The sequence below is a fragment of the Streptomyces sp. NPDC059906 genome (genome assembly GCF_042730645.1).
Classification (GTDB): Bacteria; Actinomycetota; Actinomycetes; order Streptomycetales; family Streptomycetaceae; genus Streptomyces; species Streptomyces rubrogriseus.
This window is the reverse complement of record NZ_JBHWKU010000017.1, coordinates 121179-146168: the sequence shown is the minus strand read 5'-3', so window position 1 is coordinate 146168 and position 24990 is coordinate 121179. Positions and strand designations below refer to the sequence as shown.

Below are 24990 nucleotides of genomic sequence, written 5' to 3'. Positions count from 1 at the left end.
GTGCCACACTGCCAGACCCCACGCGTCAACGAGGAGCCCTCCCCGAACATGGACCACCTCGCATCGGCCTCGCTCACCTCCCTGTGGGACGAGGTCTCCGGCACCCAGCCCGATCCCGACCTGTGGGTGGTGATCGCGACCCTGGTGGCCGCGCTCGCCGTCGTCGTGGCGCACGGGTCGTGGCGGATAGCGCGCAACGCGATCACCATCGCCCACGAGGGCGGCCACGGCCTGGTGGCCCTGCTGACCGGGCGGACCCTGACCGGGATCACCCTGCACTCGGACACCAGCGGCCTGACCGTGAGCCGGGGCAAGCCGCACGGCCTCGGGATGATCCTCACCGCCGTCGCGGGCTACACCGCTCCCCCGCTGCTCGGCCTCGGCGGCGCCGCGCTGCTGGCCGCGGGGCGCATCACACTGCTGCTGTGGCTGGCGACGGCGCTGCTCGTGGCCCTGCTGGTGATGGTCCGCAACGCGTACGGGGTGCTGACGGTGGTGGTCACCGGCGGCACGTTCGTCCTGGTGTCCTGGCTGGCCGGGCCGCAGGTGCAGGCGGCGTTCGCGTACGCGGTGGTCTGGTTCCTGCTGCTCGGCGGGGTGCGCCCGGCCTTCGAACTGCAGGCCAAGCGGGCGCGGGGCGGGGCCGGGGACTCGGACGCGGACCAGCTGGCGCGGCTGACGCACGCGCCGGCGGGGGTGTGGTTCTTCCTCTTCCACGCGGTGTCGCTGTGCTCGCTGATCGGCGGGGCGCGCTGGCTGCTGGAGCTGTGAGACGCCGGGCGCCCTCCGCCCGCTCCGCATATATGCACGGCAAGTGCACTGTTGCGCTTTCGGTCAGGTTTCGGCGCTTTTGATCAAGATCTCCGATCGCCCTCAGCCATTAAAGTGGGCCCCATGACCGTGAACCCCGCGCACACCGCCCTCTGGCCCGCCCCGCACGCGAGCGGAGCCGTCGACGCGACCGTCCACGTGCCCGGGTCCAAGTCGGTCACCAACCGTGCCCTGGTGCTGGCCGCCCTCGCCTCCGAGCCCGGCTGGCTGCGCCGCCCGCTGCGCTCCCGCGACACCCTGCTGATGGCCGAGGCGCTGCGCACGCTGGGCGTCGAGATCGAGGAGGGCGTCGGCCCCGAGGGCACCGGCGAGTTCTGGCGGGTCATCCCGGCCGGCCTGCGCGGCCCGGCCACGGTCGACGTCGGCAACGCCGGCACGGTCATGCGCTTCCTGCCGCCGGTCGCCACGCTGGCCGACGGCGCCGTCCGTTTCGACGGCGACCCGCGGTCGTACGAGCGTCCGCTGCACGGCGTGATCGACGCGCTGCGCGTCCTGGGCGCCCGGGTCGACGACGACGGGCGCGGCGCGCTGCCGCTGACCGTGCACGGCGGCGGGGCCCTGGAGGGCGGCCCGGTCGAGATCGACGCGTCCTCCTCCTCCCAGTTCGTCAGCGCCCTGCTGCTGTCCGGGCCGCGCTTCAACCAGGGCGTCGAGGTGCGCCACACCGGTTCCGCGCTGCCCTCCATGCCGCACATCCGCATGACGGTCGACATGCTGCGCGCGGTCGGCGCCCAGGTCGACACCCCCGAGTCCGGCGGCGAGCCGAACGTGTGGCGGGTCACGCCGGGTGCGCTGCTCGGCCGGGACCTGACCATCGAGCCGGACCTGTCGAACGCGCAGCCGTTCCTGGCGGCGGCGCTGGTGACCGGCGGCAAGGTGGTGATCCCCGACTGGCCGGCCCGCACCACCCAGCCCGGTGACCGGCTGCGCGAGATCTTCACCGACATGGGCGGTTCCTGCGAACTGACGGACTTCGGGCTCGTGTTCACCGGATCGGGTGCGATCCACGGCATCGACGTCGACCTAAGCGAGGTCGGCGAGCTGACCCCGGGGATCGCGGCCGTCGCCGCCCTCGCGGACTCCCCCTCGACCCTGCGCGGCGTGGCCCATCTGCGGCTGCACGAGACGGACCGGCTGGCCGCGCTCACCAAGGAGATCAACGAACTCGGCGGTGACGTCACCGAGACCGCCGACGGTCTGCACATCCGCCCGCGCCGTCTGCACGGCGGTGTCTTCCACACGTACGAGGACCACCGCATGGCCACCGCCGGCGCCGTCCTCGGCCTCGCGGTCGAGGGCGTGCAGATCGAGAACGTGGCGACCACGGCCAAGACCCTGCCCGACTTCCCCGACCTGTGGACCGGGATGCTCGGGGCGTAGGGACGGATCGCCATGCGCCGCTACGGCAAGCACACCGACGAGGACGACATCCGCTCCCGCCCCAACCGCAAGGGCAACCGACCGCGCACCCACATCCGGCCCAAGCACGAGGACGCCGCCGAGGGTCTGGTCCTCACCGTGGACCGCGGCCGGCTGACCTGCCTCGTCGACGATCGGGTCGTCATGGCGATGAAGGCGCGGGAGCTGGGCCGCAAGGCGGCGATCGTCGGTGACCGGGTGGCCCTGGTCGGCGACCTCACCGGCAAGAAGGACACGCTCGCGCGCATCGTCCGCATCGAGGAGCGCACGTCGGTCCTGCGCCGCACGGCCGACGACGACGACCCCTACGAGCGGGTCGTCGTCGCCAACGCCGACCAGCTCGCCATCGTCACCGCCCTCGCCGACCCCGAGCCGCGCCCCCGCCTCATCGACCGCTGCCTGGTCGCGGCGTTCGACGGCGGCCTCACCCCGCTGCTGGTGATGACCAAGTCGGACCTGGCGCCACCGGACGAACTCCTCGAACTGTACGGCTCGTTGGACATCCCGTACGTCGTCACCAGCCGGGAGGAGCTGGAGAACGGCGCCGCCGCCGACCTGGTGCGCGAGCATCTGGACGGGAAGATCACCGCCTTCGTCGGCCACTCCGGCGTCGGCAAGACGACCCTGGTCAACACCCTGGTGCCCGAGGACCGCCGCCGGGTGACGGGTCATGTCAACGCGGTGACGGGCCGCGGCCGGCACACCACGACCTCGGCCCTCGCCCTGCCGCTGTCCTCCGCGGAGGGCGGCTGGGTGGTCGACACCCCGGGCGTACGGTCGTTCGGGCTGGCGCACATCGACCCGTCGCGGGTGATCAACGCCTTTCCCGACCTGGTGCCCGGCACCGAGGGCTGTCCGCGGGCGTGCAGCCACGACGAGCCCGACTGCGCGCTGGACGCCTGGGTCGCCGAGGGGCACGCCGACCCCGCCCGGCTGTACTCGCTGCGCCGACTGCTGTCGACGCGGGAACGCAAGGAAGGCGACTGACCATCGCGTTGTTTGGCGTGCCGTGCAGCCGGTAAGTGCATAATCGCACCAAGCCGGAACCAAGCCTGAGCAAAGCCGGACGAAGTCGTTGTCGCACGGAGTCGTTGTCGGGCGAGGCCAGTGATCGGCATCGACACAGCGGTCGCGGTAGGGACCACGGGAGGACAAGACATGGCGTGGCTGCTGGTCATAGTGGCCGGAGTGCTCGAAACCGGCTTCGCCGTCTGTCTGAAGCTGTCGCACGGCTTCACCCGGCTCTGGCCCACCGTCGCCTTCTGCGCCTTCGCGCTGGGCAGTTTCGGCCTGCTGACGATGTCTCTGAAGAAGCTCGACGTCGGCCCCGCGTACGCGGTGTGGACCGGCATCGGGGCGGCGGGCACCGCCATCTACGGCATGATCTTCCTCGGCGACCTGGTCTCGACCCTGAAGATCGTCTCGATCAGCTTCGTCATCATCGGCGTGATCGGTCTGCAGCTGTCGGGCTCGGCGCACTAGGGATCCTCCCCCGGTGCCGGTTCCGGTGCCGGTTCCGGCGGCCGCTACGCCGTCAGGCGGCGTAACAGGGCGGTGCGTACGAGGTCCGCCACCCCGCCCTCGGCGGGCGGCGCGGCGACGCAGGAGAGGGCGAGGCGCACGGTCAGTTCGCAGGAGCGGGCCAGTTCGGCGGCGTCCGGCGGCGGGAGCGGACCGACGCCGCCCAGGACGGCCACGGCACGGTCGCGGACGAGGCCCACGAAGTCACCGGGCGAGGGCAGCGGGCCGTCGGCCCGGCGCTGGGCCGGCACCGCGGAGGAGGAGGGCACCGCCGTCAGGGCCGGTGCGGGCAGCCGTTCGTTCCAGCACCCCGTGAGCATGGCCCTCACCAGCGCGTTGTCGTGGGCCGCCGACATCATCCACTCGGCGGTGGCCGTGAGTCGTTCACGCGGGTCGCTGGGCCCGGAGAGCGCGCGCTCCACTCCGGCGAGATAGCCGTCGGCCTCCCGCCTCACGAGTGCCCGGGCGAGCCCCTCCTTGCTGCCGAACTCGTTGTAGAGGGTCTGCCGGGACACCCCGGCGGAAGCCGCCACGTCCACCATCCGCACGGCGGACCACGGCCGGCGTGCCAGCGCCGTGTACGCGGCATCGAGCAGGGACTCCCGGGCTGCAGGCACCCTCGCCTCCCTCGGGCCGAGCGGACGCTGCCGGACGTGCCGAGCGACTTGCTGCCAGATTTGACGGGTATGGGAGCACTGTCAAGGGTCCTCGCATCCGAGGAGCGGAGCCCCCGCGGCGCCTCCCCCGCCCCGCCACGCCCGCCAAACCCCTGGTAGCCCCGCGCCGCCCGCGACAGATAGCGTGACGGCATGCCCGACTACCTCGACGACCTCCGCCTCGCCCACGTACTCGCCGACGCCGCCGACGCCGCGACGATGGACCGCTTCAAGGCCCTCGACCTGAAGGTCGAGACGAAGCCGGACATGACCCCGGTGAGCGAGGCGGACAAGGCCGCCGAGGAACTCATCCGTGGCCACCTCTCCCGCGCCCGCCCCCGCGACTCGGTGCAGGGCGAGGAGTTCGGCGTGACGGGCGCCGGCACCCGCCGCTGGGTCATCGACCCGATCGACGGCACCAAGAACTACGTGCGCGGTGTCCCCGTCTGGGCCACCCTCATCGCCCTGATGGAGGCCAGGGAGGGCGGCTACCAGCCCGTCGTCGGCCTCGTCTCGGCGCCCGCCCTCGGCCGCCGCTGGTGGGCGGTGCAGGACCACGGCGCCTTCACCGGCCGCAGCCTGACCTCCGCCCACCGACTCCACGTCTCCCAGGTCTCCACGCTCTCCGACGCCTCCTTCGCGTACTCCTCGCTGAGCGGCTGGGAGGAGCAGGGCCGCCTCGACGGCTTCCTCGACCTGACCCGCGAGGTGTGGCGCACGCGCGCGTACGGCGACTTCTGGCCGTACATGATGGTCGCCGAGGGCTCGGTGGACATCTGCGCCGAACCGGAGCTGTCCCTCTGGGACATGGCCGCGAACGCGATCATCGTCACGGAGGCCGGCGGCACCTTCACCGGCCTCGACGGCCGCCCCGGCCCGCACAGCGGCAACGCGGCGGCGTCGAACGGCCGGCTCCACGACGAACTGCTCGGGTATCTCAACCAGCGCTACTGAGCGCCCGCCGACTCGCCCTCCGCGCCCCCTTGTTGACCCGTGCTTTACCTGCCACTCTGAGAGTTCCCCCACTTGTGAACTTGTGAATCCATGAACTAACTCATGGATCACCGGCAGGAGGTGGCTCCACCCATGCTCGTCCGCGAAGTCATGAGCACGGTCGTCCTCACCATCGGTCCCGCCCACACACTCCGCCAGGCCGCTGCCCTGATGTCCGCCCGCCGCGTCGGCGCGGCCGTGGTGTACGACCCGGACGCCGGCGGCATCGGCATCCTCACCGAACGCGACGTCCTGGTCTCCGTCGGCCGGGGCCAGGACCCGGACACCGAGTACGCCCACGGCCACACCACCACCGACGTCGTCTTCGCCGCCCCGACCTGGACCGTGGAGGAGGCGGCGGGCGCGATGGCGCACGGCGGCTTCCGACACCTGATCGTCCTGGACGGCGGCGAGCCCGTCGGGATCGTCTCGGTGCGCGACATCATCCGCCGCTGGGCACCGGCGCGCTCCCCGCACAACGCCCCGGTGGTGACCGCCTGACGGGGCCGGGCGAGGTGCGGGCCGGCACGGGGCGCCGGCCCGCACGAGCCGTGCCCCTTGGCCAATGCCGCCCCGGTTCCTACAATGGACAGTGTCTAAGTCGAGCAAGACTCCAAAGTCACATCCATTCGGGACCTGGTCCCCCTTGCTGTTAGGCTGATGTGTATGAGTGACCTTTTGGAACGGCTGCGCGGGCGCGGCTGGCGCATGACCGCGCAGCGGCGCGTCGTGGCCGAGGTCCTCGACGGCGAACACGTCCACCTGACGGCCGACGAGGTGCACTCCCGGGCCGTGGACAAGCTCCCCGAGATCTCCCGGGCGACGGTCTACAACACCCTGGGCGAGCTGGTCTCGCTCGGCGAGGTGCTGGAGGTCGCGACGGACAAGCGCGCCAAGCGCTACGACCCGAACGCGCACCGGCCGCACCACCACCTGGTCTGCGCGCGGTGCGGCGCGATCCGCGACGTGCACCCGACCGGCAACCCGCTGGCCGACCTCCCCGACTCGGAGCGCTTCGGCTTCACGGTGTCGGACGTCGAGGTGACGTACCGCGGCACCTGCCCGAACTGCGCGGCGGCGTGAGCAGGGATTTGCCTCACGTCTTCATCGTGACGTAGTGTTCCATTCATCGACGCGGGGTGGAGCAGCTCGGTAGCTCGCTGGGCTCATAACCCAGAGGTCGCAGGTTCAAATCCTGTCCCCGCTACTGAAGACCTAGGGCCGGAATCCGAAAGGGTTCCGGCCCTAGGCGCATCCTGACTGCGGGCAATCGTGCCTCCCCCAGTGCCTGAACGGCCTGGGAGGTACCCCCAGGGCGGCACGGGTGGGCGCAGTGGCGCCCCGTCGGCGCCGGGCTGCGCACCCCACCCCCGGCCCACTTCAGTGCCGGGCACTTTCAAAGGCGCCCAAGCTCAGCGCGGCGTCACGCCGACAGCTCCTGCCGCAACGCGTCCCGCAGTCGCGCGGCCCGCTCCCCCACCTCCCGCGGCCCCAGCGACACCGCCAGGTCCGCCCACCGCTGCCCCTCCGCCAGCTCCCCCCGCCGCGCACAGACCAGCGCCAGCCGCAGCGCCGCCCGCCCGTGCCCGGCGTCGGCCGCCCTGCGCCACCACACGACGGCCTCGGGCTCGCTCCCCTCGCGGGCCAGCAGCAGCCCCAGGTTGAACGCCCCGTTGCGGGACCCGGCCTCGGCCGCCTCGCGGTACCACCGCGCGGCCTCCACCACGTCACCCCGCGCCGCGGCGAGCATCCCGACCCGCACCTGCGCGCGCCGGTGCCCCTGGGAGGCCGCCCGCTCGTACCACTCCTCGCACTCGGACTTGTCCTGCGCGGGCTCACCCAGCTCGTGCGCGGGCGCCGGCGGCCGACGCGCGTCCAGCACCGTCGCCAGCCGGTACGCGGCCTCCGCGCTGCCGCCCCCGGCCGCACAGCGCAGGAACCGCTCCGCCTCGCGCTCGTCACCGCCGCGCAGCCGCGCCATCCCGACCTGGAGCGCCGCCTCGGTGTGCCCGGCGGCGGCGGCCCGCTCGTACCAGCGCAGCGCCGCCCGCTCCTCGCTGCGCCCGGCGTGCAGGATCCCGAGGTTGAAGGCGGCGTCGACGCTGCCCGCCTCGGCGGCCTTGGAGAACCACGGCTCGGCGCCGCTCTCGTCCCCGGCGCGCAGCAGCAGGATGGCCAGCGCGTTGGAGGCCTCCCGGTGCCCGGCGTAGGCGGCCCTCCGGTACCACTGCTCGGCCTGCGCGGTGCGCCCCTGCTCGGCGCAGAGCAGCCCGAGGTTGTACGCCCCGTTGTCGTCGCCCGCGTCCATCGCGGCCCGGTACCAGCGCTCCGCGGTCTGGGTCTCGCCGCGCTCGGCGTGCAACGCGCCCAGCGCGTTGGCGGCGTTGCCGTCGCCGTCCTGGGCGGCGCGCAGCCACCACACGGCGGCACTCTCGGTGTCCCCGGCGTCCCGCAGCAGGAAGCCGAGCGCGCAGGCGGCGCGGGCCTCGCCGTCCTTGGCGGACGTGAGGTACCAGCGGCCCGCCTCCTTGAGCTCGCCGCGCTTCTCCAGGATCGTCCCCAGGTGCAGCGCGCCGCGCCGGTGACCGCGCGCGGCGGCCTGCCGGTACCACTGCTCGGCCTCGTCGGCCCCGTGTGCGGCGGCCTTGTCGTCGCCGTCCTGCCCGGCCCGCCGGTCCAGCGTCCGCGCCAGCCGGTACGCCGCTTCCCGGTGCCCGCGTTCGGCCGCGGCCCGCATCCACCGCTCGGATCCGGTGTCGTCGCCGCGGTGCTCCAGCAGGTCGGCGAGCGCGTAGGCGCCCAGTACGTGCCCCTGTTCCGCGGACTGGCACAGCCAGTACTCGGCGGCGGGCTCGTCCCCGCGTTCGCGGAAGTGCCGGCCGAGCGCGTGCGCGGCGGCGGCGGATCCGGCGACGGCGGCGATGCGCCACCAGCCGGCGGCCTCGTCGGCGTATCCGCGCTGGTGCAGCAGGACGCCCAGGTTGTTGGCGGCGGCCCGGTCACCGGCCGCGGTGGCGGCGCGCAGGTGCGCCTCGGCTCCGTCGAAGTCGCCACGGCGCAGCAGCATCGCGCCGAGCACGCTCATCGCCTCGACGTCACCACCGTCGACGGCGAGCCGCAGGCGCACTTCCTCGGCGGCCTCGTCGGCGGCTTCCTGAGCCTCGTCCGTGGCCTCCTCCTGACCGGAAAGCTGACCGGACGGCTGCGCAAAACGCCCTGTCCCGAACAGATTTGCCATGTCCCCCATAACGTTCATCGTCGCACCACCCGCAACCTCGGTACATCCGGTATACCGCAGTCAGTGAGGTCACTTCAGCGTTTTGTCGACATGCCCACAGGGAGACAAGTCAAACACAGATCTGCCCAACTCCCCTTGGCGGCGCGGCCGTCGCGTGCTCCGGTACATGCGTTCGCACATCACGAAGGCCCGGATTCCTTGTGGGAATCCGGGCCTTCGTGGTCGCTTGCACACAGCTCACGACTTCAGTAGCGGGGACAGGATTTGAACCTGCGACCTCTGGGTTATGAGCCCAGCGAGCTACCGAGCTGCTCCACCCCGCGCCGTTGTGTTCACAACCCTAGCACGGCGCGGGATGGGCTTTGACCAGCTCGAATGTCAGCCGGTGTCCGATCCTCCCCCGGCGTCACCGCTCGGTGTCGCGTCCGGACCGGCCTTGTCGCCCCCGGCCTTGTCGCCGCTGTTCTTGTCACCGGCGTTCTTGTCGTCGCCGTTCTTGCCGCCGGCGCCCTGGTCTGCCTTGGCCTGTGCGTCCTCGGCCCGCTGGAGCGCCTCCTCCAGGTCCTTCTGCGCCTCGGCGTACGCGGCCAAGTCCTTCTGCTCCAGGGCCTTCTGCCCGGCGTCGAAGGCCTTCTGCGCGTCGCTCAGCGCTTCCCGGACCGTGGGGTTGGTGGACGTCGGCGGCGGCTCGGTCGTGTCGTCGCCCTCGTCCGGTGGCTGCTCGGTCTCGGCGGCCTGCGCTCCGAAGACCTTGTTGAGGGCCGCGTCGAGCGTGTTCTCGAAGGCGGTGTTGCCCCCGTAGCTCACCAGGACCTTGCGGAGCAACGGGTACTTGAGGTCGCCGCCGCGGACGTAGACGGGTTCGACGTACAGCAGTCCGCCGTCCAGTGGCACCGTCAGCAGGTTGCCGTACTCCACCTCCGAGTCGCCGCCTCTCAGCAGCCTGATGGACTCGGCGATGTCCTGTTCGGAGTTGAACTGGCTCTGTACCTGTTTGGGTCCGTCGACGGTCGTGCTCGTCGGCAGTTTCAGAATTCTGATCTTGCCGTAGTCACTGGTACCCGCCTCGGCGTCGACCGCCATGAACGCGCTGAGGTTGTCACGCCCGTTGGGTGTGAACGTCGTCGTCAGCGAGAACGCCTGGGCCTTCTGGTCGGGCATCTTCATGCTCAGGTAGTACGGCGGTACCGCGTCGCCCGACTTGTTGGTCGGGTCGTCCGGGACCTGCCAGACCTCGCTGCCGCTCAGGAACGTGTTGGCGTCCTTCACGTGGTAGCGCGTGAGCAGCTCGCGCTGGACCTTGAACAGGTCCTGCGGATAGCGCAGGTGCGCCATCAGCTCCTTGGAGATCTCGCTCTTGTCCTGCACCGTGCCCGGGAACGCCTTCTTCCAGGTCTTCAGGACCGGGTCCTTGGTGTCCCACTCGTAGAGCTTCACGTCACCGCTGTACGCGTCGACGGTCGCCTTCACGGAGTTGCGGATGTAGTTGACCTGGTTCTGCTGGGCCACCACCGCACGCGAGTTGTTGTTGGCGGTCAGCGAGTCGGCCGTGGTGTCGCCGAGCGTCGTACGGGAGGCGTACGGATAGCCGTTCGTCGTCGTGTACGCGTCGACGATCCACTGGATCCGGCCGTCCACCACCGCCGGATAGGCGTCGCCGTCGATGGTCAGCCAGGGCGCCACCGCCTCGACGCGTTCCTTGGGTGTGCGGTTGTAGAGAATCCGCGAACCGTCGCCGATCGCACCGGAGTAGAGGATCTGCGGCTCGCTGAACGCGGCCGCGTACGCCGCCCGGTTGATCGGGTTGGACAGGTCGACGCCGCCGTCGCCCTTGTAGCTGAAGGTCTTCTCCCCGGTGTCGTCGGAGTAGTCGATCTCCTTCTGGGGACCGCCGACGATCGAGTAGGTGGTGGTCTTCTCGCCGTAGTAGATCCGCTGCTCGTACTTTCCGAGGTCGCCCTCGGACGGCAGGTTGGACTCGGTGAAGACCGGGCGTCCCTCGGAGTCGACCTGGGTGCCCTTCGCCGCGACCACGCCGTAGCCGTGGGTGTAGCGGAAGTGGTTGTTGATCCAGTTCTTCTTCGGGATGCCCGCCAGGTTCAGCTCGCGCAGACCGATGACCGTGTCCTGGTCCTTGCCGTCCTTGACGTAACGGTCGACGTCCAGGTTGGTCGGGAACGCATAGTAGTTGCGCATCTGCTGGAGCTGCTGGAACGTCGGCGAGATGACGTTCGGGTCCATGATGCGGATGGACGCCGCGGCGTCCGCGTCGTCACGGAGCTTGGTCTTGTCCTTGGTCTCGCTCTTGCCCGGGTACTCGGACACCTGGGTGCCCTCGATGCCGTACGCGTCGCGGGTGGCCGCGAGGTTCTTCTCGACGTACGGCGCTTCCTTGGCCTGCTCGTTCGGCTGGACCTGGAACTTCTGGACCAGCGCCGGGTACAGGCCGCCGATGAGGATCGCGGAGAGCACCATCAGGCCGAAGCCGATCACGGGCAGCTGCCAGGTGCGCCGCCACAGGGTGGCGAAGAACAGCAGGGCGCAGATGACCGCGATGCAGAACAGGATCGTCTTGGCCGGCAGGTAGGCGTTGGCGTCGACGTACCTGAGGCCCGTCCAGTTGTCGGTGGCCTTGAAGTCGCTGGACTTCACCGCCAGGCCGTACCGGTCGAGCCAGTAGGCGACCGCCTTGAGGGCGACGAAGACTCCGATGAGCACCGAGAGGTGCCCGGTGGCCGCGGCCGTGGCGCGCGCGCCCGGGCTGGTGACCCGGAGCCCGCCGTACAGGTAGTGGGTGAGCGCGGCGGCGATCACGGAGATGATCACGGCTGCGAAGCCGAAGCCGAGCAGGAACCGGTACCAGGGCAGGTCGAAGGCGTAGAAGGAGACGTCCAGCTTGAACTGGGGGTCCTTCTGGTCGAAGGGCACGCCGTTGACCCACATCAGCCAGGTCCGCCACTGGCCGGACGCCGAGGCGCCGGCGATCAGGCCGACCAGGGCGGTGATGCCGAGCAGCAGCCACTTCTTGTACGGGGCGATGCCCATCCGGTACCGGTCGAGGTTCTGCTGCTCCATCGACATGGCGCTCAGCGGCGGGCGCAGGCGGTGGGCCAACCAGATGTTGAACCCGACGGCGAGCGCCATCAGCAGGCCGAAGACGAAGAAGAGACCGATCTTGGTCCACAGGGTCGTCGTGAACACCGACGAGTAGTGGACCGACCTGTACCAGAGCCAGTCCGTCCAGAATCCCGCGAACATGGTGAACGCCATGGCGAGCACGGCGAGGACACCAAGTGTCAGCAGCAGGGTTCGGACACGCCGGGACGGGCGGCCCACTCTGATCCGCGGCCCCGTCGGGGGGCCTCCGCCGCGGTCCGGCATCTGGAAAGCCAAGGTGCGCACCTCGAAGTTCGCTGTTGATCCGTCAGGCCCTCGGGTTCGCGGGCCCCCCGTGCGCCCCCGTGATCGCGGGCCCACACTTATGCAACTTACTCATCGTTTACTCGGTTCCCGATTCCGGCCATGAACGAGGCAGGATTGTGACCATGTCCAACACCCCCATGGCAGCGAGCCCCCTCACCCGGGCCGTACTCGAGATCGACGAGTACGTCTCCGGCCTCGGCTGGGACCAGCCCGCACGCCTCTTTGCACTTGTCGACACCGCACGGCTGCGGGCCGACCAGCCCTCGCTCGCGGACCGGCTCGGTCTGCGGGAGGAGCCGGAGTCCTCCGGCCTCACCCCGATCGAGCAGGACGAAATTCCAACGCACCAGGCGCTCGACGAGTTCCTGGGCACCATCGCCTGGCCGGACGCCGTGGTCGGCTGCGCGCTCGCCGTGGAGCGCCTGATGCTGCCGCCCTCGGCCGAGGCCCAGGTGCCTTCGGGCCTCAACGAGAAGAAGCTCGCGCAGTGGGTGGCGGAGCACCCGGACCGTCAGGAGGTCCGCATGACGGTCGCGGTCCTGCGCGACGGCAGTCGTGACTCGGCCCTGCGGCTGCGGGAGAAGGACACGGCCACGGAGGTCCTGACGGGTTCCGACCTGGTGCCGGGTCTGGCCGCGGCGCTGACGGCGACCTTCGAGGAGTAGTCCCGCCGGGCCCAGGACGGCTGTGCGGGGGCTACCCCTGCGTGCACTTCGGCAGGTCGGCGGTCTTTCCGGAACGGATGTCCTTGAGCGCGCCGAGGGCGTCGTCGATGGTGCCGACCTTCACGAGGGTGAGCCCGTCGGGGGTGTCCTCGGCGGCCGCCGCGCAGTTGTCCGCGGGCGTCAGGAAGTACTGGGCGCCCTTGTCGTGCGCGCCGATGGTCTTCATGCCGATGCCGCCGATCGGGCCGACCTCGCCGTTGTCGTCGATCGTCCCGGTGCCGGCGACGAACTTGCCGCCGGTGAGGTCGCCGGGGGTGAGCTTGTCGTAGATGCCGAGGGCGAACATCAGACCGGCGCTCGGGCCGCCGACGTCGGCCAGCTTGATGTCGATCTCGAACGGGAACGTGTGGTCGGTTCCGGCGGAGATCCCGACGACGGCGCGCTTCTCGCCGGCGTCGTCGGAGGTCTCGGTGGTGATCGTGACCTGCTGCGTCTTCGTCGGCGTCCGGCCCTCCTTCTCCGCGGCGGCCTGCTCCTTGGCGGGCACGATCGTGAAGACGGTGTCCTCGCCCGGCTCGTGCTTGGTGACCAGCTCGGCGACGTCCGCGGGCTTCTTGACGGCCGTGCCGTCCACGGCCCTGATCACGTCACCGGCGTGCAGCCTGCCCTGCGACGGGGAGTCCTTGACGACGGTCGAGACGACCACCCAGGACTTCACCGGGATGTCGAGCGCCTTCAGGGCGGCCACCTTCGCGGTCTCCTGGGACTGGCTGAACTCCTCCGCGTTCTCCTGGGTGGCCTCTTCCTCGGTCTTGCCGTCCGGGTAGAGGGTCTCGTGCGGCACCACGCTGTTGTCGTGCGCCAGCCAGCCGTAGACGGCCTCCACGAGGTTCATCTTGTACTCGGCGCTGGTGACCCGGACGGTGGTCATGTTCAGATGACCGCTCGCCTCGTAGGTCTTGTGACCGGAGATCTGGAGCACCGGCTCGCCGTCGTGGTCCCCGAGGGTGTTCACCGTCGGCCCGGGCGACATCTCCGAGTACGGCACGGGGATGAAAACACCCGCGCACAGGAGCGCGATCAGCATCAGGGTGGAGGCGAGCATCGTCGCGGTGCGGCGTGGCATGGCACGACAGTACGGGACGCGGCTGTCGGAACACCGTCAGGGCGGCCCTCGCCGGACGACCGGCGGGCGGCCGTCAGGCACCCGTGCGGGGCTTCTCCATGGCCTCACGGAACCGGGCGTAGCCGTCCAGCTCGGGGCCGTCGCTCCGTGCCCTGCGGGTCCGGTTGGCCCAGCTTCCCCACAGGCCCGCACCGACAGCGGCCACCAGTGGAATCAGCAACCAGGCAAGCGCTCCCATGCCGACCTCCCAACCCCATGAGCGTCCGCGACTGACTGATCAGCAGATTAACCATTCGCAGTGACAACGCTCACGCCGGGGGGCGGGTTACGCAACCGGAGGTGTGCCCCGGCGAAAGCGCTACGCGCCCACCCATTCCTCGGTTCCGTCGGAGAACGTCTGGTGCTTCCAGATGGGCACCTCGTGCTTGAGGTCGTCGATCAACTTGCGGCAGGCCTCGAAGGCCTCGCCCCGGTGCGGGCAGGACACGGCGACGACCACCGCGAGGTCCCCGACCTCCAGGTCACCCACACGGTGCAGTGCCGCGAGCGCCCGTACGGGGTATTCCGCGACGACCTTCTCCGCGATCCGGCGCATCTCCGCCTCGGCGCCCGGGTGGCACGAGTACCCGAGCCGGTCGACGTCGGTGCCGCCGTCGTGGTTGCGTACGGTCCCCACGAACAGCGCGGTGCCGCCCGACGCGTCGTCCCCGACCGCGCGGAAGACCTCGTCCACGGTCAGGGGCGTCTCACGGATGCCGATCAGCTTCACGGGGTCCGCTGCGGCCCGCTCACCGGGGTGGTCGTTCGTGGTTGCCATACGCCCATCGTGCCCCACGCCGCCGACGACGCGGAATAGCGTGATCGCCCCGCACGCGCGCGTGCCGCGTTGGAGCCTCCTACAGAGGCAGCCGCCACCCCGGGGTCGTCCTCAGATGCGGCGCCGAGCCTTCCGCGCGCGGCGCACCACCGCGGCCGCGCCCAGCAGCGCCACCGTCGCGCCCGCGGCTCCCGCCGCCGTCGCGTCCTTGCGCCCGAGGCGCCGCCCGGCGACCGTGTGCCGCCCCGCGACCTCCTCGAGCAGCTCCGCCAGCACCTCCTCGTTGGTGTGCTTCGGACGCCATCCGGCATCGTGCAGGCGGCTGCCGCTCACGACCCAGGGGTACATCGTGTACGCCAGGTCCCCGGCCGGGGAGGGCGTCAGGCCGATCCGGTGCAGCCGGGCCGCCGCGCCGAGCGCGACCGCGGAGGGCAGCTCCATGCGCCGGATGCCGCTGAGCTCCTCGACCTCCTCCTGCTCCAGCCAGCCGTCGCACCCGACGGCCAGCTCTCCGTCGGCCTTCTCCAGGACTGCGTACTCCAGGGCACTGCACAGGTCGTCGACGTGGCAGAACTGCCAGGCGGGCCGCGAGCCGGCCACGACCAGCAGCCGGGGTGACTCGAAATACCTGGTCAGCGCGGTGTCCATGCCCCCGACCAGCACGGCGGGCCGCACCACGGTGACGTTCAGGCCGGGGTGGGCCCGGGGTGCGCGCCGCGCGAGCCGCTCGATCTCCAGCAGGTCTCCGACACCCGTGGCCTCGGCCGTGGCACGCAGCTCGGCGTCCTCGGACAGCGGCAGCTCGTTGTCCGGGAGCGCGCCGTAGACCATCGCGGAGGTGCACAGCACCACCCGGTGCACGCCGACCGCCGCGGCGGCGGTCAGGACGGTCTGCGTCCCCCGGACGTTGTAAGCCGTCCGGGCGGCCGCGTCGGTCTCCAGGTCGAGATCGAGCGCCAGGTGCACCACGACGTCCGCACCACGCAGTTTCTCGGCGATGGCCGGGTCCCGTACGTCCAGGATCTGCCACTCGGCCGCCTCGCACCCGCCGCGCCGCTCGTCGATGGCCACGACCTGTCTGACCTCGTCGGACGCGGCGAGCCGCGCGGTGAGCAGCGCTCCTACCCCGGACGCGGCACCGGTGACCGCGACGACGGGTCCGCGCGCGCCGGGGCGGGCGGAGCTGGTTGACTGGTTTCGCGCTGCGCGAACCTGCGGATCTGGGGAACTCACCGGGCGTCTCCAGAGGTTGTCTTCAGTACGAGCGCGAGCGACGCGTGCGTACCAGGTGGCATCCATCCTGCCGCAGGCCGTCAGTCGGCGAAGCACCGAGGCCCGATCGGCTTCGGGTGTCTACGCTGGGTGGTGAAGTCGGGCAGCCGTGCCGCCGGAAAGAACCGGCGGCCCTACCAGCCGAGGAACCCCGTGAGTGACACCCCATTCGGATTCGGCCTTCCGCCGGAGGAGCCGGACGACGGCGACGAGGGCAAGAAGAAGGACCAGCAGAGCGGCGGTGGTCAGGGACCGGCCAACCCGTTCGGTTTCGGGATGTCCGGAGCCGGAGGCCTGGGCGGCCCCGGCGCGGACAACCCGTTCGCTGCCATGTTCGGTTCCATGAACCCCAACGACCTGGGCGCCGCGTTCCAGCAGCTGGGCCAGATGCTCTCCTACGAGGGCGGCCCGGTGAACTGGGACATGGCCAAGCAGATCGCCCGCCAGACGGTCTCCCAGGGCACGCCGGACGGCCGCAAGGACGCCAGCGTCGGTCCCGCCGAGCGCAATGCCGTCCAGGAGGCGGTGCGCCTGGCCGACCTGTGGCTGGACGACGCGACGGCCCTGCCGTCCGGCGCGGGCACCGCCGTGGCCTGGAGCCGCGCGGAGTGGGTCGAGGCGACCCTGCCGGCGTGGCGCGAGCTGGTCGACCCGGTCGCCGAGCGCGTCGGCAACGCCATGGGCGACGTGCTGCCGGAGGAGATGCAGGCCATGGCCGGCCCGCTGATCGGCATGATGCGGTCCATGGGCGGCGCCATGTTCGGCACCCAGATCGGGCAGGCCGTCGGCGTGCTCGCCGGCGAGGTCGTCGGCTCGACCGACGTGGGTCTGCCGCTCGGCCCGGCGGGCAAGGCCGCGCTGCTGCCGGCGAACATCGAGTCGTTCGGCAAGGACCTCGGCGTGCCCCAGGAGGAGGTACGGCTGTACCTGGCGCTGCGCGAGGCCGCCCACCAGCGCCTCTTCGCGCACGTGCCGTGGCTGCGCTCGCACCTGTTCGGTGCCGTCGACGGCTACGCCCGTGGGATCAAGGTCGACACGGCCAAGCTGGAGGACGTGGTCGGCCAGTTCGACCCGCAGAACCCCGAGCAGCTGCAGGAGGCTCTCCAGCAGGGCATGTTCCAGCCGGAGGACACGCCGGAGCAGAAGGCTGCCCTGGCCCGGCTGGAGACCGCTCTCGCGCTCGTCGAGGGCTGGGTGGACGCGGTGGTGCACACCGCCGCGAAGCCGCGCCTGTCCTCCGCCGACGCGCTGCGCGAGACGCTGCGCCGCCGTCGCGCCTCGGGCGGTCCGGCGGAGCAGACCTTCGCGACGCTGATCGGCCTGGAGCTGCGCCCGCGCCGGCTGCGCGACGCCTCCCGTCTGTGGGCGTCCCTGACGGACGCGCGCGGTGTCGACGGCCGGGACGGGCTGTGGGCCCACCCGGACATGCTGCCGACCGCGACCGACCTGGACGACCCGGACGGCTTCGTCCACCGTGAGCAGCTCGACTTCTCCGAGCTGGACAAGATGCTCGGCGAGGCGGCGGGCAAGCCCGACCTGAAGAAGAAGGACGAGGGCGACCGGGGCGAGAACCGGTCCGACGACCGGGACAAGCCCAAGGGCGACGACGGCGAGTGAGCCTCCACGACGACGCGGTCCTGGTCCTGAAGGCGTACGAGGGCCAGGACGAGCTGCGACAGGCCTACCTGGACCATCTCGCGACGCACCCCGACGGGATGTGGAAGGCCTGCGCGGACGGGCACGTCACGGCGAGCGCCCTGGTGATCGATCCGTCGCGCGAGCGGGTCCTGCTCACCCTGCACAAGAAGATGCGCATGTGGCTGCAGATGGGCGGTCACTGCGAGCCGGTCGACGAGACGCTGGCCCGCGCGGCCCTGCGCGAGGGCACGGAGGAGTCGGGCATCGCCGGACTGGCCCTGCTGTCCGGCGGCCCCGTGCGGCTGGACCGGCACCACACGCCCTGCGCCTGGCACCTGGACGTCCAGTACGCGGCCGTGGCTCCCGCGGGTGCCGTGGAGGCGATCAGTGACGAGTCGCTCGACCTGCGCTGGTTCCCCTACGCCGAGGTCGCGGACGTGGCCGACGACTCGGTCGTACGCCTGCTGGAGGCGACCCGGGCCCGCCTGTGACCGGTAAGGGGTGACCGCCCTGGCGATCACCCCTTACCGAACTGCGGCCGTGTGTGCGCTCAGCTCCAGACGTTGCCCTGGTTCTGACCGCGGGCTCCCTGCTGGCCCATGCCGTACTGCGCGGCGAGGCCCTGCCCGACCTGGGCGTTCTGCGGCGGCAGCAGCTCGCTGGGCTGGACGAGCGCGAAGCCGCTGCCCATGAAGCTCAGCTCCCAGCCCTCGCCGGTGTTCCCGCGGCGCCGCCACACCCCGGAGGAGTGCGTCTGGGCCTGCATCTGCACGCGCAGACCGGTGGACCAGGCGACGATCGCGTCGGCGTCGCAGTTGACGTACTTGTCGGGTGTCACCTGCATGAACAGCGGCGAGCCCGAGGTCATCAGGGCGACCTTTCCGCGGCCGGTGATGTTGAGCTGGTACTTCCCCGAGCCGGAGATGCCGTAGAGGCTGTCCACCGCGATGACCTCGTGGTGCAGGGTCGAGTCCATCGCGAGCACGTAGCTGCTGTCGACGGTGAGGCCGTCCTGGTCGACGTCCACCACGTGGACGCACTGGGCGAGGTTGGAGAAGTAGACCGTGCCCTGCCCGTGGCAGCGCATCAGGTCCAGGCCCTCACCGGTGTGCGCACGCGAGCGCGACTGGCTGTTGCTCTGGTACTCGGCGTCGAACTCGACGAGCCCCTGGTAGGCGACCATCGTGCCCTTGCGGGCGAGCACGTCGTCGTGGCCCGTCAGGGCGACACGGAGCATGTGCTTGTTCTGCAGGCTCCAGGCTTCCTGGGTCTGCTGGTCGTTGTAGGCGAAAATCGGGCTCTGCATGATGTTCTGGCTCCCCCTCAGCCCCGGACCCGGAGGCGGTCGGTGCTGTCCTCGCTGGGCTGGACGACGACGATGCCCTGACCGGAGAAGGCCATCTGGAAGGCCTCGCCGCTGCCGCGGCCGATCAGCGACTGCGCCTTGAAGCTGCGCTTGCCCTTCACCTTGAGGTTCGGGGACCAGGCCACGAGCGCGTCCGGGTCGACGTAGGTCTCGTCCTCGCCGCCGCCGCAGTCGACCACGATCGGCTTGCCCCGGGAGGTGAGCGCGACCCAGCCCTGCCCGGAGATCTTCGTGTTCCACAGGCCCTGCCCGGCGAATTTCGCCAGGCCCTTGACGCGCTCCACGCCCCACGTCAGGTGGGCGTCGAAGGCGAGCAGGTTGGTGGCGTTGACGGAGATCCCGTCGCCGTTGAGGTTGATCACGACGACGTTGGCGCCGTAGTCGGCGAGGTAGAGCATTCCGTCGCCGGAGCACTTCATCAGGGGCGCGCCCTCGCCGGTCATCCAGTCCTTGGCGATCTGGCGGACGGCCGGCGGGTTGGGCTCGTACTGGACGAAGCCCTCGTAGGCGGTCATCGAGCCCACGCGCGCGAGGAGGTCGTTTCCGGTCTGCATGGCGACCTTCAGCATGTGGTTGCCGTGGTTCTCCATGCGGGCGCCGGCAGGAGCGGGAGCGTAGCCCGCGAGCGGCTGGTTCATGTCGGGCTCTCCCTCAGATCTCGTACGGCTGGACGACGACGAAGCTGCCGGGCGCGGCCCGGAACTGCAGGTTGACGCTTTCGCCCGTGTCGCCCGCGTAGGAGTTGCGGCGCATCCGCACCTGGCTGGAGACGACCACCTGGGCGGCGGCGGACCAGGCGACCACGGCGTTGCAGTCGGCGAAGGTCGTGGGCGTCACCGGCAGCACCACGGGCACACCGCGCGTCTTCACGACGATCGTGCCGGTGCCCTGGAACTGCATCGTGAACAGCGCGCCGCCCGGGATGCCGTGGCCCTCGATGCGGCGGACCTCGTACTGGAGGCTCTCGTCGAAGGCCAGGACGTTCTCCGCGGAGACGCAGACGGCGTCGCCCTGGAGCTCGATGGGGTGCAGCATCGCGGAGTTCTCCGCGAGGAACACCTGTCCCTTCCCGGTGCAGCGCATCAGCTGCATCTCCTGGCCGGTGGCGTTGCCCACGACCCGGCCGGCGAATCCGGCGCCCTTGTAGCTGAAGTCGACCTTGCCCTGGTAGAGCACCATGCTGCCCTGGCGGGCGAGGACGGGCTGGCCTTCCGCGCCGAGGTCGACGCGGACCAGCTTCTTGTTCTGCTGGGTCCAGCGCTGGCCGGTCGGGGTCTCCCGGAACTGCTGGAGCGCAGCGGTCACACCGGCGCCCTGCGGCGCGCCCTGGGGCATGCCCTGGGGAGGCTGCTGCCCGTAGCCGGGCGGGGGCGCCGGCTGGCCGTAGCCCGCGGGCGGGCCGGGCGGCTGCCCGTAGCCGGGAGGTGCGGGCGGCTGGCCGTAGCCGGGCGGCGGGGCCGGGGCCGGGGCCTGCGGGGCCTGCGGCTGGCCGTAGCCGGGGGGCGGCGGGGCGGTCTGGCCGGGGACCTGGCCGTAGGGCGGCTGCTGACCGGGCTGGCCCGGCTGGCCGTACGGCGCGGGCGCCGGGGCGGGGGGCGGCACCGGGGCACCGCCGGGCGGCGTGTTCATGGGCGCGACGATGGTCTGCGCGGCGTGCACGTCCGGCCCGGGCGCCGGGGCGGGAGCCGGTGGCGGCGTGGCGGCCGGCGGCGGGGCGAAGCCCTGAGGTGCGGGCTGCGGCACGGCAGCCGGGGCGGGTGCGGCGGGAGCCGGGGCAGCGGGCGCGCCGAAGGCCGGCGGCGCCGCGGCCTGGGCGGGCGGGGCGAAGCCCGGGGCGGCACCGGCCGGCGGCTGCGGGGCCTGCTGCGGGTCCGGAGCCTCGTCCTCGGCCACCTCGCCGCCGAAGTTCCTCAGCAGCGCGTCGAGACCGCCGTCGAAGCCCTGCCCGACGGCGGCGAAGCGCCACACGTCCTTCAGGTAGAAGTCGCCCAGCATCACGGCGCGCTCGGTGGAGAACTCCGAACCGCTGAACGGGTACCGGGCCACCTCCTCGCCGCCCGCGACGATCCGGATGTATCCGGGCCCCACCTGCGACATCTGTCCCGCGCCGTCGATCGTCGCGGTGAAGGAGAGCTTCTGGATCTGCTGCGGGATCCTGTCGAGGCTGACCCGGAACGACTCGGTGTCACCCGCCTGCGCACCCAGGAGCTGGATGGACTCCTCGGGGGTCTTCGGTTGGTTGAAGAACACGAAGTACCGGTCGTCCGACAACCGCTCGTCGGCGTCGAGACCGAAGCAGCTGATGTCGAAGCCCAGCCCGGGGCCGGAGATCTGCACACCTACGTACAGATCCGTGCCCGAGGTGAGGTCACTGATCCTGGCCTTGTGGCCGCGTTGAAATTCCCTGGCCATGCGTTACGACCGTCCCCCATCCGAATGTGAGTGCGTCGCGACAGGCTAACGGCAAACACGGGCACCGGAGGAAGTCGGTACAGACCCGGTACGAAACCCGTGCGCGACCGTGTCGGACCCCCTTCGGGGCCGCGCGGGCTACTCGCTGCGGGCTCCGGGCACGTGCGGCAGCCGGTCCGCGGCGACCACACCCTCCAGGTAGCCCCTGGCGCGCTCGGTCCGCGGATACGCCTCCAGGAGCCGCCAGAACCGGGGCCCGTGCCCGGGGACCAGCAGGTGCGCCAGCTCGTGCAGGAGGACGTAGTCGACGACGTACTCGGGCATGCCCTGGAGGCGGTGCGACAGCCGGATGCTTCCCTCGGACGGGGTGCACGAGCCCCAGCGGGTGTTCTGGTTGGTGACCCAGCGGACCGAGGTGGGCCGGGCCCGGCCATCGAAGTACTGTCCCGACAGGCGCTCGGCGCGCTCGGCCAGCTCGGCGTCGCCCAGGACGCGCTTGCTCTCCTGGGCGGCCAGCTTGTCCAGCATGACGCTCACCCAGCGTTGCTCCTCGGCCTCGGACATCCGGGCGGGGATCAGCACGACGGTGCGATCACCCTCCCGGTACGCGGAGACCGTCCGGCGTCGCCGGGCGCTTCTGCGCACCTCGATCGCGCTCGTCCCCGGGCCGCTCGGCGGTGGATTCGTCGGTGTGCGCGGGGGTGCCCCGGCGCGGTGCAGTGGGTCGGCGGACACGCCACGACGTTACCCGCTGCACACGGGGAAGTCCCGGCTCCGGGACGCATCGGTGCCGATCCACCACTCGTCCTGGGAGACGGGCGGCTGATTCGTATGACTAATAGCCAGCGTCTGTGGACAACTTTCGACGCCTCTCCGCGCATCCGGGCATGCTGGCACTCGCCGGCGGATTCGCGACCGGCGGCGGGGCCCGAACCCGGACACCGCGAGACATACGGGGGACCTGGCATGCATCCGATGGTGAAGCCCGCGCTCAGGCGCGGCTGGCGCGACCTGAACACCGTGCAGTTCGGAATGACACCGGCGCACGCGCTGACACTGGCACCGGTGGACACGGCGACGGGCAGCTTCCTCGAACTGCTCAACGGCACCCGTGGCCCGGCGCTGCTGCGCGAGGCGGGGCACCGCATGGATCTGCCGGACGGGCACGTCGACCGGGTCGTGGAGCGACTGGCGCTGGCCGGTCTGCTGGACGACTCCCGGGGCGGCGGGCCGGCCGCCGACGCGCTGCGCGCGAAGAAGGAGGTTCTCGACCGACTCCGCCCCGACCTGGCCTCGCTGTCCCTGACGACCTCGGAACCGGGCGACGCGATCAGACACCTGGCCGCCCGACGCACCCTGCGGGTGGGTGTGAGGGGCGCCGGACGAGTGGGCGCGGTGCTGGCCGGCCTGCTGTCGGGCGCGGGCGTCGGCGAGATCGACGTGCGCGACGGCGGACGCGTCGAGCCGTGGGACGTCGCTCCGGGCGGCCTGCCCGCCGAGTCGGTCGGCGACCGCCGGGACGAGACGGCCCGCCGCCTCGTACGCCGGGCCGCTCCCGACCGGCCTCCCCGCCGAGGCCCGACGACACCGCCGGAGGAAGGCGACCCGGGCCTCTCCCTGGTGATCGTCGCCCCGCGCGACGACGTCGCGGTGCACACCCCCGATCCCACCGCCGCGGAGTCCCTGATGGCCTCCGGCACACCCCACCTCTACGCCGGTGTCGTGGAGGGAACCGGTGTCGTCGGCCCCCTGGTCCTGCCCGGCGAGACGGGGTGCGCCGGCTGTCTGCACGCGGACCGCACGGACCGGGACCCCGCCTGGCCGCGGCTGGTGGCGCAGTGGCGCTCCGGCCGGCAGCGCCGGGTACCGCCCTGCGACCTCGCCCTGGCGACGACCGTCGCCGGGTTCGCGGCGGCTCAGGCGCTCGCCTCCCTGGACGGCCGCACGCCCTCCGCCACCGGGGCCCGCTGGGAGGTCTCGCTGCCCGGCCTGCGATGGCGGGTGCGGCAGGTGCGGCCGCACCCTTCGTGCCCCTGCGGGGCGGCCCGGAAAGGTAAGCAGGAACACATCCCCGAGGACGGGGGGTGGCGCGCGACAATGGCTGGGCAAGGGCCGTCAGCGGAAGTACGCCACGAGGCGGAACCGGCGCGGCCGGCTGGGACTTGGAGGGCGCATGTCTGATCTTCCGCGCAAGGCGGTCACCCGGACCGCCAAGCTCGCCGCGCTCCCGCTCGGCTTCGCCGGGCGGGCCACCTGGGGGCTGGGCAAGCGAATCGTCGGCGAGTCCGCGGAGATCGTCGGCCAGCAGCTGCAGCAGCGCACCGCGGAGCAGTTGTTCAAGGTGCTGGGCGAGCTCAAGGGCGGGGCGATGAAGTTCGGACAGGCCCTGTCCGTCTTCGAGTCGGCACTGCCCGAGGAGGTCGCCGGCCCCTATCGTGCGGCGCTGACCAAGCTGCAGGAGGCGGCACCGCCGATGCCGACGCGCACCGTGCACTCCGTGCTGGCGGAGCGGCTCGGTGAGGACTGGCAGGACCTGTTCCTGGAGTTCGAGGACAAGCCCGCCGCGGCCGCCTCGATCGGCCAGGTGCACCGGGGGGTGTGGCACGACGGCCGCGAGGTGGCGGTCAAGGTGCAGTACCCGGGCGCCGGGGAGGCACTGCTGTCCGACCTGAACCAGCTCAGCCGCTTCGCCCGCCTGCTCGGCCCGCTGGCCCCCGGCATGGACATCAAGCCGCTGATCACAGAGCTGAAGGACCGGGTCTCGGAGGAGCTGGACTACGACCTGGAGGCGCAGGCCCAGCGGACGCACGCCGAGGTCTTCGACGACGACCCGGACATCGTGGTGCCGGACGTCGTCCACCAGTGCGAGCAGGTGCTGATCACCGAGTGGATCGACGGCATCCCGATGTCGGAGATCATCTCGAACGGCACGCAGGAGCAGCGCGACCGGGCGGGTCAGTTGCTGGCCCACTTCCTGTTCTCCGGTCCCGCGCGCACCGGGCTCCTGCACGCCGACCCGCACCCCGGCAACTTCCGGCTGCTGCCCGGCGGGCCTCGGGGCGAGGACGACTGGCGCCTGGGCGTCCTGGACTTCGGCACGGTCGACCGCCTTCCGGGCGGTCTGCCCGAACCCATCGGCGAGGCCCTGCGCATGACACTGGACGGCGAGGCGGAGGCCGTCTACGAGATGCTCTGCACGGAGGGCTTCGTCAAGGAGTCGATAGAGCTGGACCCAGACGCCGTTCTCGAGTACCTGCTTCCGATCATCGAGCCGGCCAGGGTCGACGCGTTCACCTTCACCCGCGGCTGGATGCGGAGCCAGGCCGCCCGCATCGGCGACCCCCGCTCCCCCGCGTACCAGCTGGCCAAGCAGCTCAACCTGCCGCCGGCGTATCTCCTGATCCACCGCGTGACCCTGAGCACCATCGGTGTGCTCTGCCAGCTGGGGGCCACGGTCCGGCTGCGCGACGAGTTGGAGGAGTGGCTGGTCGGGTTCGTCGCCGAGGACGAGGCCGAGGCGGAGGGGACGGCCTCGGAGGCCTGATCCACTGATCGACTGATCCACCGGAGCCGAACGCGCCGTGGGGGCCGGTCCGTTCGAACGGACCGGCCC

Annotated in this window: 23 protein-coding genes and 2 tRNA genes; 13 read left to right on the top strand and 12 right to left on the bottom strand. The window is 71.5% G+C overall.

Annotated elements, in window-relative coordinates:
• Positions 1 to 48 precede the first annotated feature (48 nt).
• From ACFV9J_RS25085 to ACFV9J_RS25070, 4 genes are all read left to right on the top strand, one after another.
• Positions 49 to 771, top strand: a complete 723-nt coding sequence (locus ACFV9J_RS25085; RefSeq protein ID WP_385357257.1) for a M50 family metallopeptidase — start codon at positions 49 to 51, stop codon at positions 769 to 771.
• Positions 772 to 894: 123 nt separating this feature from the next.
• The gene (aroA, locus tag ACFV9J_RS25080) at positions 895 to 2211 is read left to right on the top strand and encodes a 3-phosphoshikimate 1-carboxyvinyltransferase (RefSeq protein WP_385357254.1); all 1317 of its coding nucleotides are present in this window, start codon (positions 895 to 897) and stop codon (positions 2209 to 2211) included.
• Positions 2212 to 2223: 12 nt separating this feature from the next.
• A complete protein-coding gene (gene rsgA / locus ACFV9J_RS25075; RefSeq protein ID WP_385357252.1) occupies positions 2224 to 3237 on the top strand; it encodes a ribosome small subunit-dependent GTPase A in 1014 nt (337 codons plus the stop codon).
• Positions 3238 to 3408: 171 nt separating this feature from the next.
• Positions 3409 to 3732, top strand: a complete 324-nt coding sequence (locus tag ACFV9J_RS25070) for a multidrug efflux SMR transporter (RefSeq protein WP_271320278.1) — start codon at positions 3409 to 3411, stop codon at positions 3730 to 3732.
• A 44-nt stretch (positions 3733 to 3776) separates the two neighbouring features.
• On the opposite strand, the gene ACFV9J_RS25065 is transcribed toward ACFV9J_RS25070, so the two are convergent.
• A complete protein-coding gene (locus tag ACFV9J_RS25065) occupies positions 3777 to 4388 on the bottom strand; it encodes a TetR/AcrR family transcriptional regulator (RefSeq protein ID WP_385357247.1) in 612 nt (203 codons plus the stop codon).
• Positions 4389 to 4580: 192 nt separating this feature from the next.
• Between ACFV9J_RS25065 and hisN the strand changes: the two genes are divergently transcribed.
• The 4 genes from hisN (at position 4581) to ACFV9J_RS25045 (ending at position 6627) form a co-directional block, all read left to right on the top strand.
• Positions 4581 to 5381: a histidinol-phosphatase gene (hisN, locus tag ACFV9J_RS25060; protein ID WP_385357244.1), complete on the top strand. Its 801-nt coding sequence runs from the start codon at positions 4581 to 4583 to the stop codon at positions 5379 to 5381.
• Between the two features lie 132 nt (positions 5382 to 5513).
• Entirely contained in the window at positions 5514 to 5921 is a 408-nt protein-coding gene (locus tag ACFV9J_RS25055; protein WP_385357242.1) for a cyclic nucleotide-binding/CBS domain-containing protein, read from the top strand.
• 165 nt (positions 5922 to 6086) lie between these two features.
• Entirely contained in the window at positions 6087 to 6503 is a 417-nt protein-coding gene (locus tag ACFV9J_RS25050; protein WP_003973766.1) for a Fur family transcriptional regulator, read from the top strand.
• Positions 6504 to 6553: 50 nt separating this feature from the next.
• Positions 6554 to 6627 (top strand) — tRNA-Met (locus ACFV9J_RS25045).
• A 216-nt stretch (positions 6628 to 6843) separates the two neighbouring features.
• On the opposite strand, the gene ACFV9J_RS25040 is transcribed toward ACFV9J_RS25045, so the two are convergent.
• From ACFV9J_RS25040 to ACFV9J_RS25030, 3 genes are all read right to left on the bottom strand, one after another.
• A complete protein-coding gene (locus tag ACFV9J_RS25040) occupies positions 6844 to 8676 on the bottom strand; it encodes a tetratricopeptide repeat protein (protein WP_385357240.1) in 1833 nt (610 codons plus the stop codon).
• A 231-nt stretch (positions 8677 to 8907) separates the two neighbouring features.
• Positions 8908 to 8981 (bottom strand) — tRNA-Met (locus tag ACFV9J_RS25035).
• 55 nt (positions 8982 to 9036) lie between these two features.
• Complete coding sequence (locus ACFV9J_RS25030) at positions 9037 to 12039, bottom strand: UPF0182 family protein (RefSeq protein WP_385357316.1); 3003 nt, start codon at positions 12037 to 12039, stop codon at positions 9037 to 9039.
• 164 nt (positions 12040 to 12203) lie between these two features.
• Here ACFV9J_RS25030 and ACFV9J_RS25025 point away from each other — a divergent pair, with 164 nt between their 5' ends.
• Positions 12204 to 12746, top strand: a complete 543-nt coding sequence (locus ACFV9J_RS25025) for a PPA1309 family protein (RefSeq protein WP_385357238.1) — start codon at positions 12204 to 12206, stop codon at positions 12744 to 12746.
• Positions 12747 to 12777: 31 nt separating this feature from the next.
• Here ACFV9J_RS25025 and ACFV9J_RS25020 read toward each other — a convergent pair whose 3' ends face one another.
• The 4 genes from ACFV9J_RS25020 to ACFV9J_RS25005 all read right to left on the bottom strand — a co-directional run bounded on the left by ACFV9J_RS25020 (position 12778) and on the right by ACFV9J_RS25005 (position 15922).
• On the bottom strand, positions 12778 to 13872 hold the full coding sequence (locus ACFV9J_RS25020; RefSeq protein WP_385357235.1) for a PDZ domain-containing protein: 1095 nt from the start codon (positions 13870 to 13872) through the stop codon (positions 12778 to 12780).
• Between the two features lie 73 nt (positions 13873 to 13945).
• A complete protein-coding gene (locus ACFV9J_RS25015) occupies positions 13946 to 14110 on the bottom strand; it encodes a hypothetical protein (protein ID WP_003973774.1) in 165 nt (54 codons plus the stop codon).
• 120 nt (positions 14111 to 14230) lie between these two features.
• Positions 14231 to 14689, bottom strand: coding sequence for a molybdenum cofactor biosynthesis protein MoaE (locus ACFV9J_RS25010; protein ID WP_385357232.1), 459 nt, complete (start codon positions 14687 to 14689; stop codon positions 14231 to 14233).
• 111 nt (positions 14690 to 14800) lie between these two features.
• A complete protein-coding gene (locus ACFV9J_RS25005; protein WP_385357230.1) occupies positions 14801 to 15922 on the bottom strand; it encodes an SDR family oxidoreductase in 1122 nt (373 codons plus the stop codon).
• Between the two features lie 192 nt (positions 15923 to 16114).
• On the opposite strand from ACFV9J_RS25005, the gene ACFV9J_RS25000 reads away from it, so the two are divergent.
• On the top strand, positions 16115 to 17578 hold the full coding sequence (locus tag ACFV9J_RS25000) for a zinc-dependent metalloprotease (protein WP_385357228.1): 1464 nt from the start codon (positions 16115 to 16117) through the stop codon (positions 17576 to 17578).
• The gene (locus ACFV9J_RS24995) at positions 17575 to 18090 is read left to right on the top strand and encodes an NUDIX hydrolase (RefSeq protein ID WP_385357226.1); all 516 of its coding nucleotides are present in this window, start codon (positions 17575 to 17577) and stop codon (positions 18088 to 18090) included. The genes ACFV9J_RS25000 and ACFV9J_RS24995 overlap by 4 nt, the downstream gene beginning before the upstream one ends.
• Before the next feature lie 59 nt (positions 18091 to 18149).
• On the opposite strand, the gene ACFV9J_RS24990 is transcribed toward ACFV9J_RS24995, so the two are convergent.
• From ACFV9J_RS24990 to ACFV9J_RS24975, 4 genes are all read right to left on the bottom strand, one after another.
• Positions 18150 to 18905, bottom strand: a complete 756-nt coding sequence (locus ACFV9J_RS24990) for an AIM24 family protein (protein WP_385357223.1) — start codon at positions 18903 to 18905, stop codon at positions 18150 to 18152.
• Between the two features lie 17 nt (positions 18906 to 18922).
• Positions 18923 to 19603: an AIM24 family protein gene (locus ACFV9J_RS24985; RefSeq protein ID WP_385357221.1), complete on the bottom strand. Its 681-nt coding sequence runs from the start codon at positions 19601 to 19603 to the stop codon at positions 18923 to 18925.
• A 13-nt stretch (positions 19604 to 19616) separates the two neighbouring features.
• On the bottom strand, positions 19617 to 21377 hold the full coding sequence (locus ACFV9J_RS24980; RefSeq protein WP_385357218.1) for a TerD family protein: 1761 nt from the start codon (positions 21375 to 21377) through the stop codon (positions 19617 to 19619).
• Positions 21378 to 21515: 138 nt separating this feature from the next.
• Positions 21516 to 22112, bottom strand: a complete 597-nt coding sequence (locus ACFV9J_RS24975; protein WP_385357216.1) for a M48 family metallopeptidase — start codon at positions 22110 to 22112, stop codon at positions 21516 to 21518.
• Between the two features lie 231 nt (positions 22113 to 22343).
• Between ACFV9J_RS24975 and ACFV9J_RS24970 the strand changes: the two genes are divergently transcribed.
• Both ACFV9J_RS24970 and ACFV9J_RS24965 read left to right on the top strand, forming a co-directional pair.
• Complete coding sequence (locus tag ACFV9J_RS24970; RefSeq protein ID WP_385357213.1) at positions 22344 to 23558, top strand: TOMM precursor leader peptide-binding protein; 1215 nt, start codon at positions 22344 to 22346, stop codon at positions 23556 to 23558.
• Positions 23551 to 24921: an ABC1 kinase family protein gene (locus tag ACFV9J_RS24965; protein WP_385357210.1), complete on the top strand. Its 1371-nt coding sequence runs from the start codon at positions 23551 to 23553 to the stop codon at positions 24919 to 24921. Before ACFV9J_RS24970 ends, ACFV9J_RS24965 begins: the two co-directional genes overlap by 8 nt.
• Positions 24922 to 24990 lie beyond the last annotated feature (69 nt).

Bases quoted from the DNA above. Each gene is read 5' to 3' on its own strand.
- ACFV9J_RS25085 (WP_385357257.1), top strand. From the start codon at position 49: ATGGACCACCTCGCATCGGCCTCGCTCACCTCCCTGTGGGACGAGGTC.
- aroA (WP_385357254.1), top strand. From the start codon at position 895: ATGACCGTGAACCCCGCGCACACCGCCCTCTGGCCCGCCCCGCACGCG.
- rsgA (WP_385357252.1), top strand. From the start codon at position 2,224: ATGCGCCGCTACGGCAAGCACACCGACGAGGACGACATCCGCTCCCGC.
- ACFV9J_RS25070 (WP_271320278.1), top strand. From the start codon at position 3,409: ATGGCGTGGCTGCTGGTCATAGTGGCCGGAGTGCTCGAAACCGGCTTC.
- hisN (WP_385357244.1), top strand. From the start codon at position 4,581: ATGCCCGACTACCTCGACGACCTCCGCCTCGCCCACGTACTCGCCGAC.
- ACFV9J_RS25055 (WP_385357242.1), top strand. From the start codon at position 5,514: ATGCTCGTCCGCGAAGTCATGAGCACGGTCGTCCTCACCATCGGTCCC.
- ACFV9J_RS25050 (WP_003973766.1), top strand. From the start codon at position 6,087: ATGAGTGACCTTTTGGAACGGCTGCGCGGGCGCGGCTGGCGCATGACC.
- ACFV9J_RS25040 (WP_385357240.1), bottom strand. From the start codon at position 8,676: ATGAACGTTATGGGGGACATGGCAAATCTGTTCGGGACAGGGCGTTTT.
- ACFV9J_RS25030 (WP_385357316.1), bottom strand. From the start codon at position 12,039: ATGCCGGACCGCGGCGGAGGCCCCCCGACGGGGCCGCGGATCAGAGTG.
- ACFV9J_RS25025 (WP_385357238.1), top strand. From the start codon at position 12,204: ATGTCCAACACCCCCATGGCAGCGAGCCCCCTCACCCGGGCCGTACTC.
- ACFV9J_RS25020 (WP_385357235.1), bottom strand. From the start codon at position 13,872: ATGCCACGCCGCACCGCGACGATGCTCGCCTCCACCCTGATGCTGATC.
- ACFV9J_RS25015 (WP_003973774.1), bottom strand. From the start codon at position 14,110: ATGGGAGCGCTTGCCTGGTTGCTGATTCCACTGGTGGCCGCTGTCGGT.
- ACFV9J_RS25010 (WP_385357232.1), bottom strand. From the start codon at position 14,689: ATGGCAACCACGAACGACCACCCCGGTGAGCGGGCCGCAGCGGACCCC.
- ACFV9J_RS24990 (WP_385357223.1), bottom strand. From the start codon at position 18,905: ATGCAGAGCCCGATTTTCGCCTACAACGACCAGCAGACCCAGGAAGCC.
- ACFV9J_RS24985 (WP_385357221.1), bottom strand. From the start codon at position 19,603: ATGAACCAGCCGCTCGCGGGCTACGCTCCCGCTCCTGCCGGCGCCCGC.
- ACFV9J_RS24980 (WP_385357218.1), bottom strand. From the start codon at position 21,377: ATGGCCAGGGAATTTCAACGCGGCCACAAGGCCAGGATCAGTGACCTC.
- ACFV9J_RS24970 (WP_385357213.1), top strand. From the start codon at position 22,344: ATGCATCCGATGGTGAAGCCCGCGCTCAGGCGCGGCTGGCGCGACCTG.
- ACFV9J_RS24965 (WP_385357210.1), top strand. From the start codon at position 23,551: ATGTCTGATCTTCCGCGCAAGGCGGTCACCCGGACCGCCAAGCTCGCC.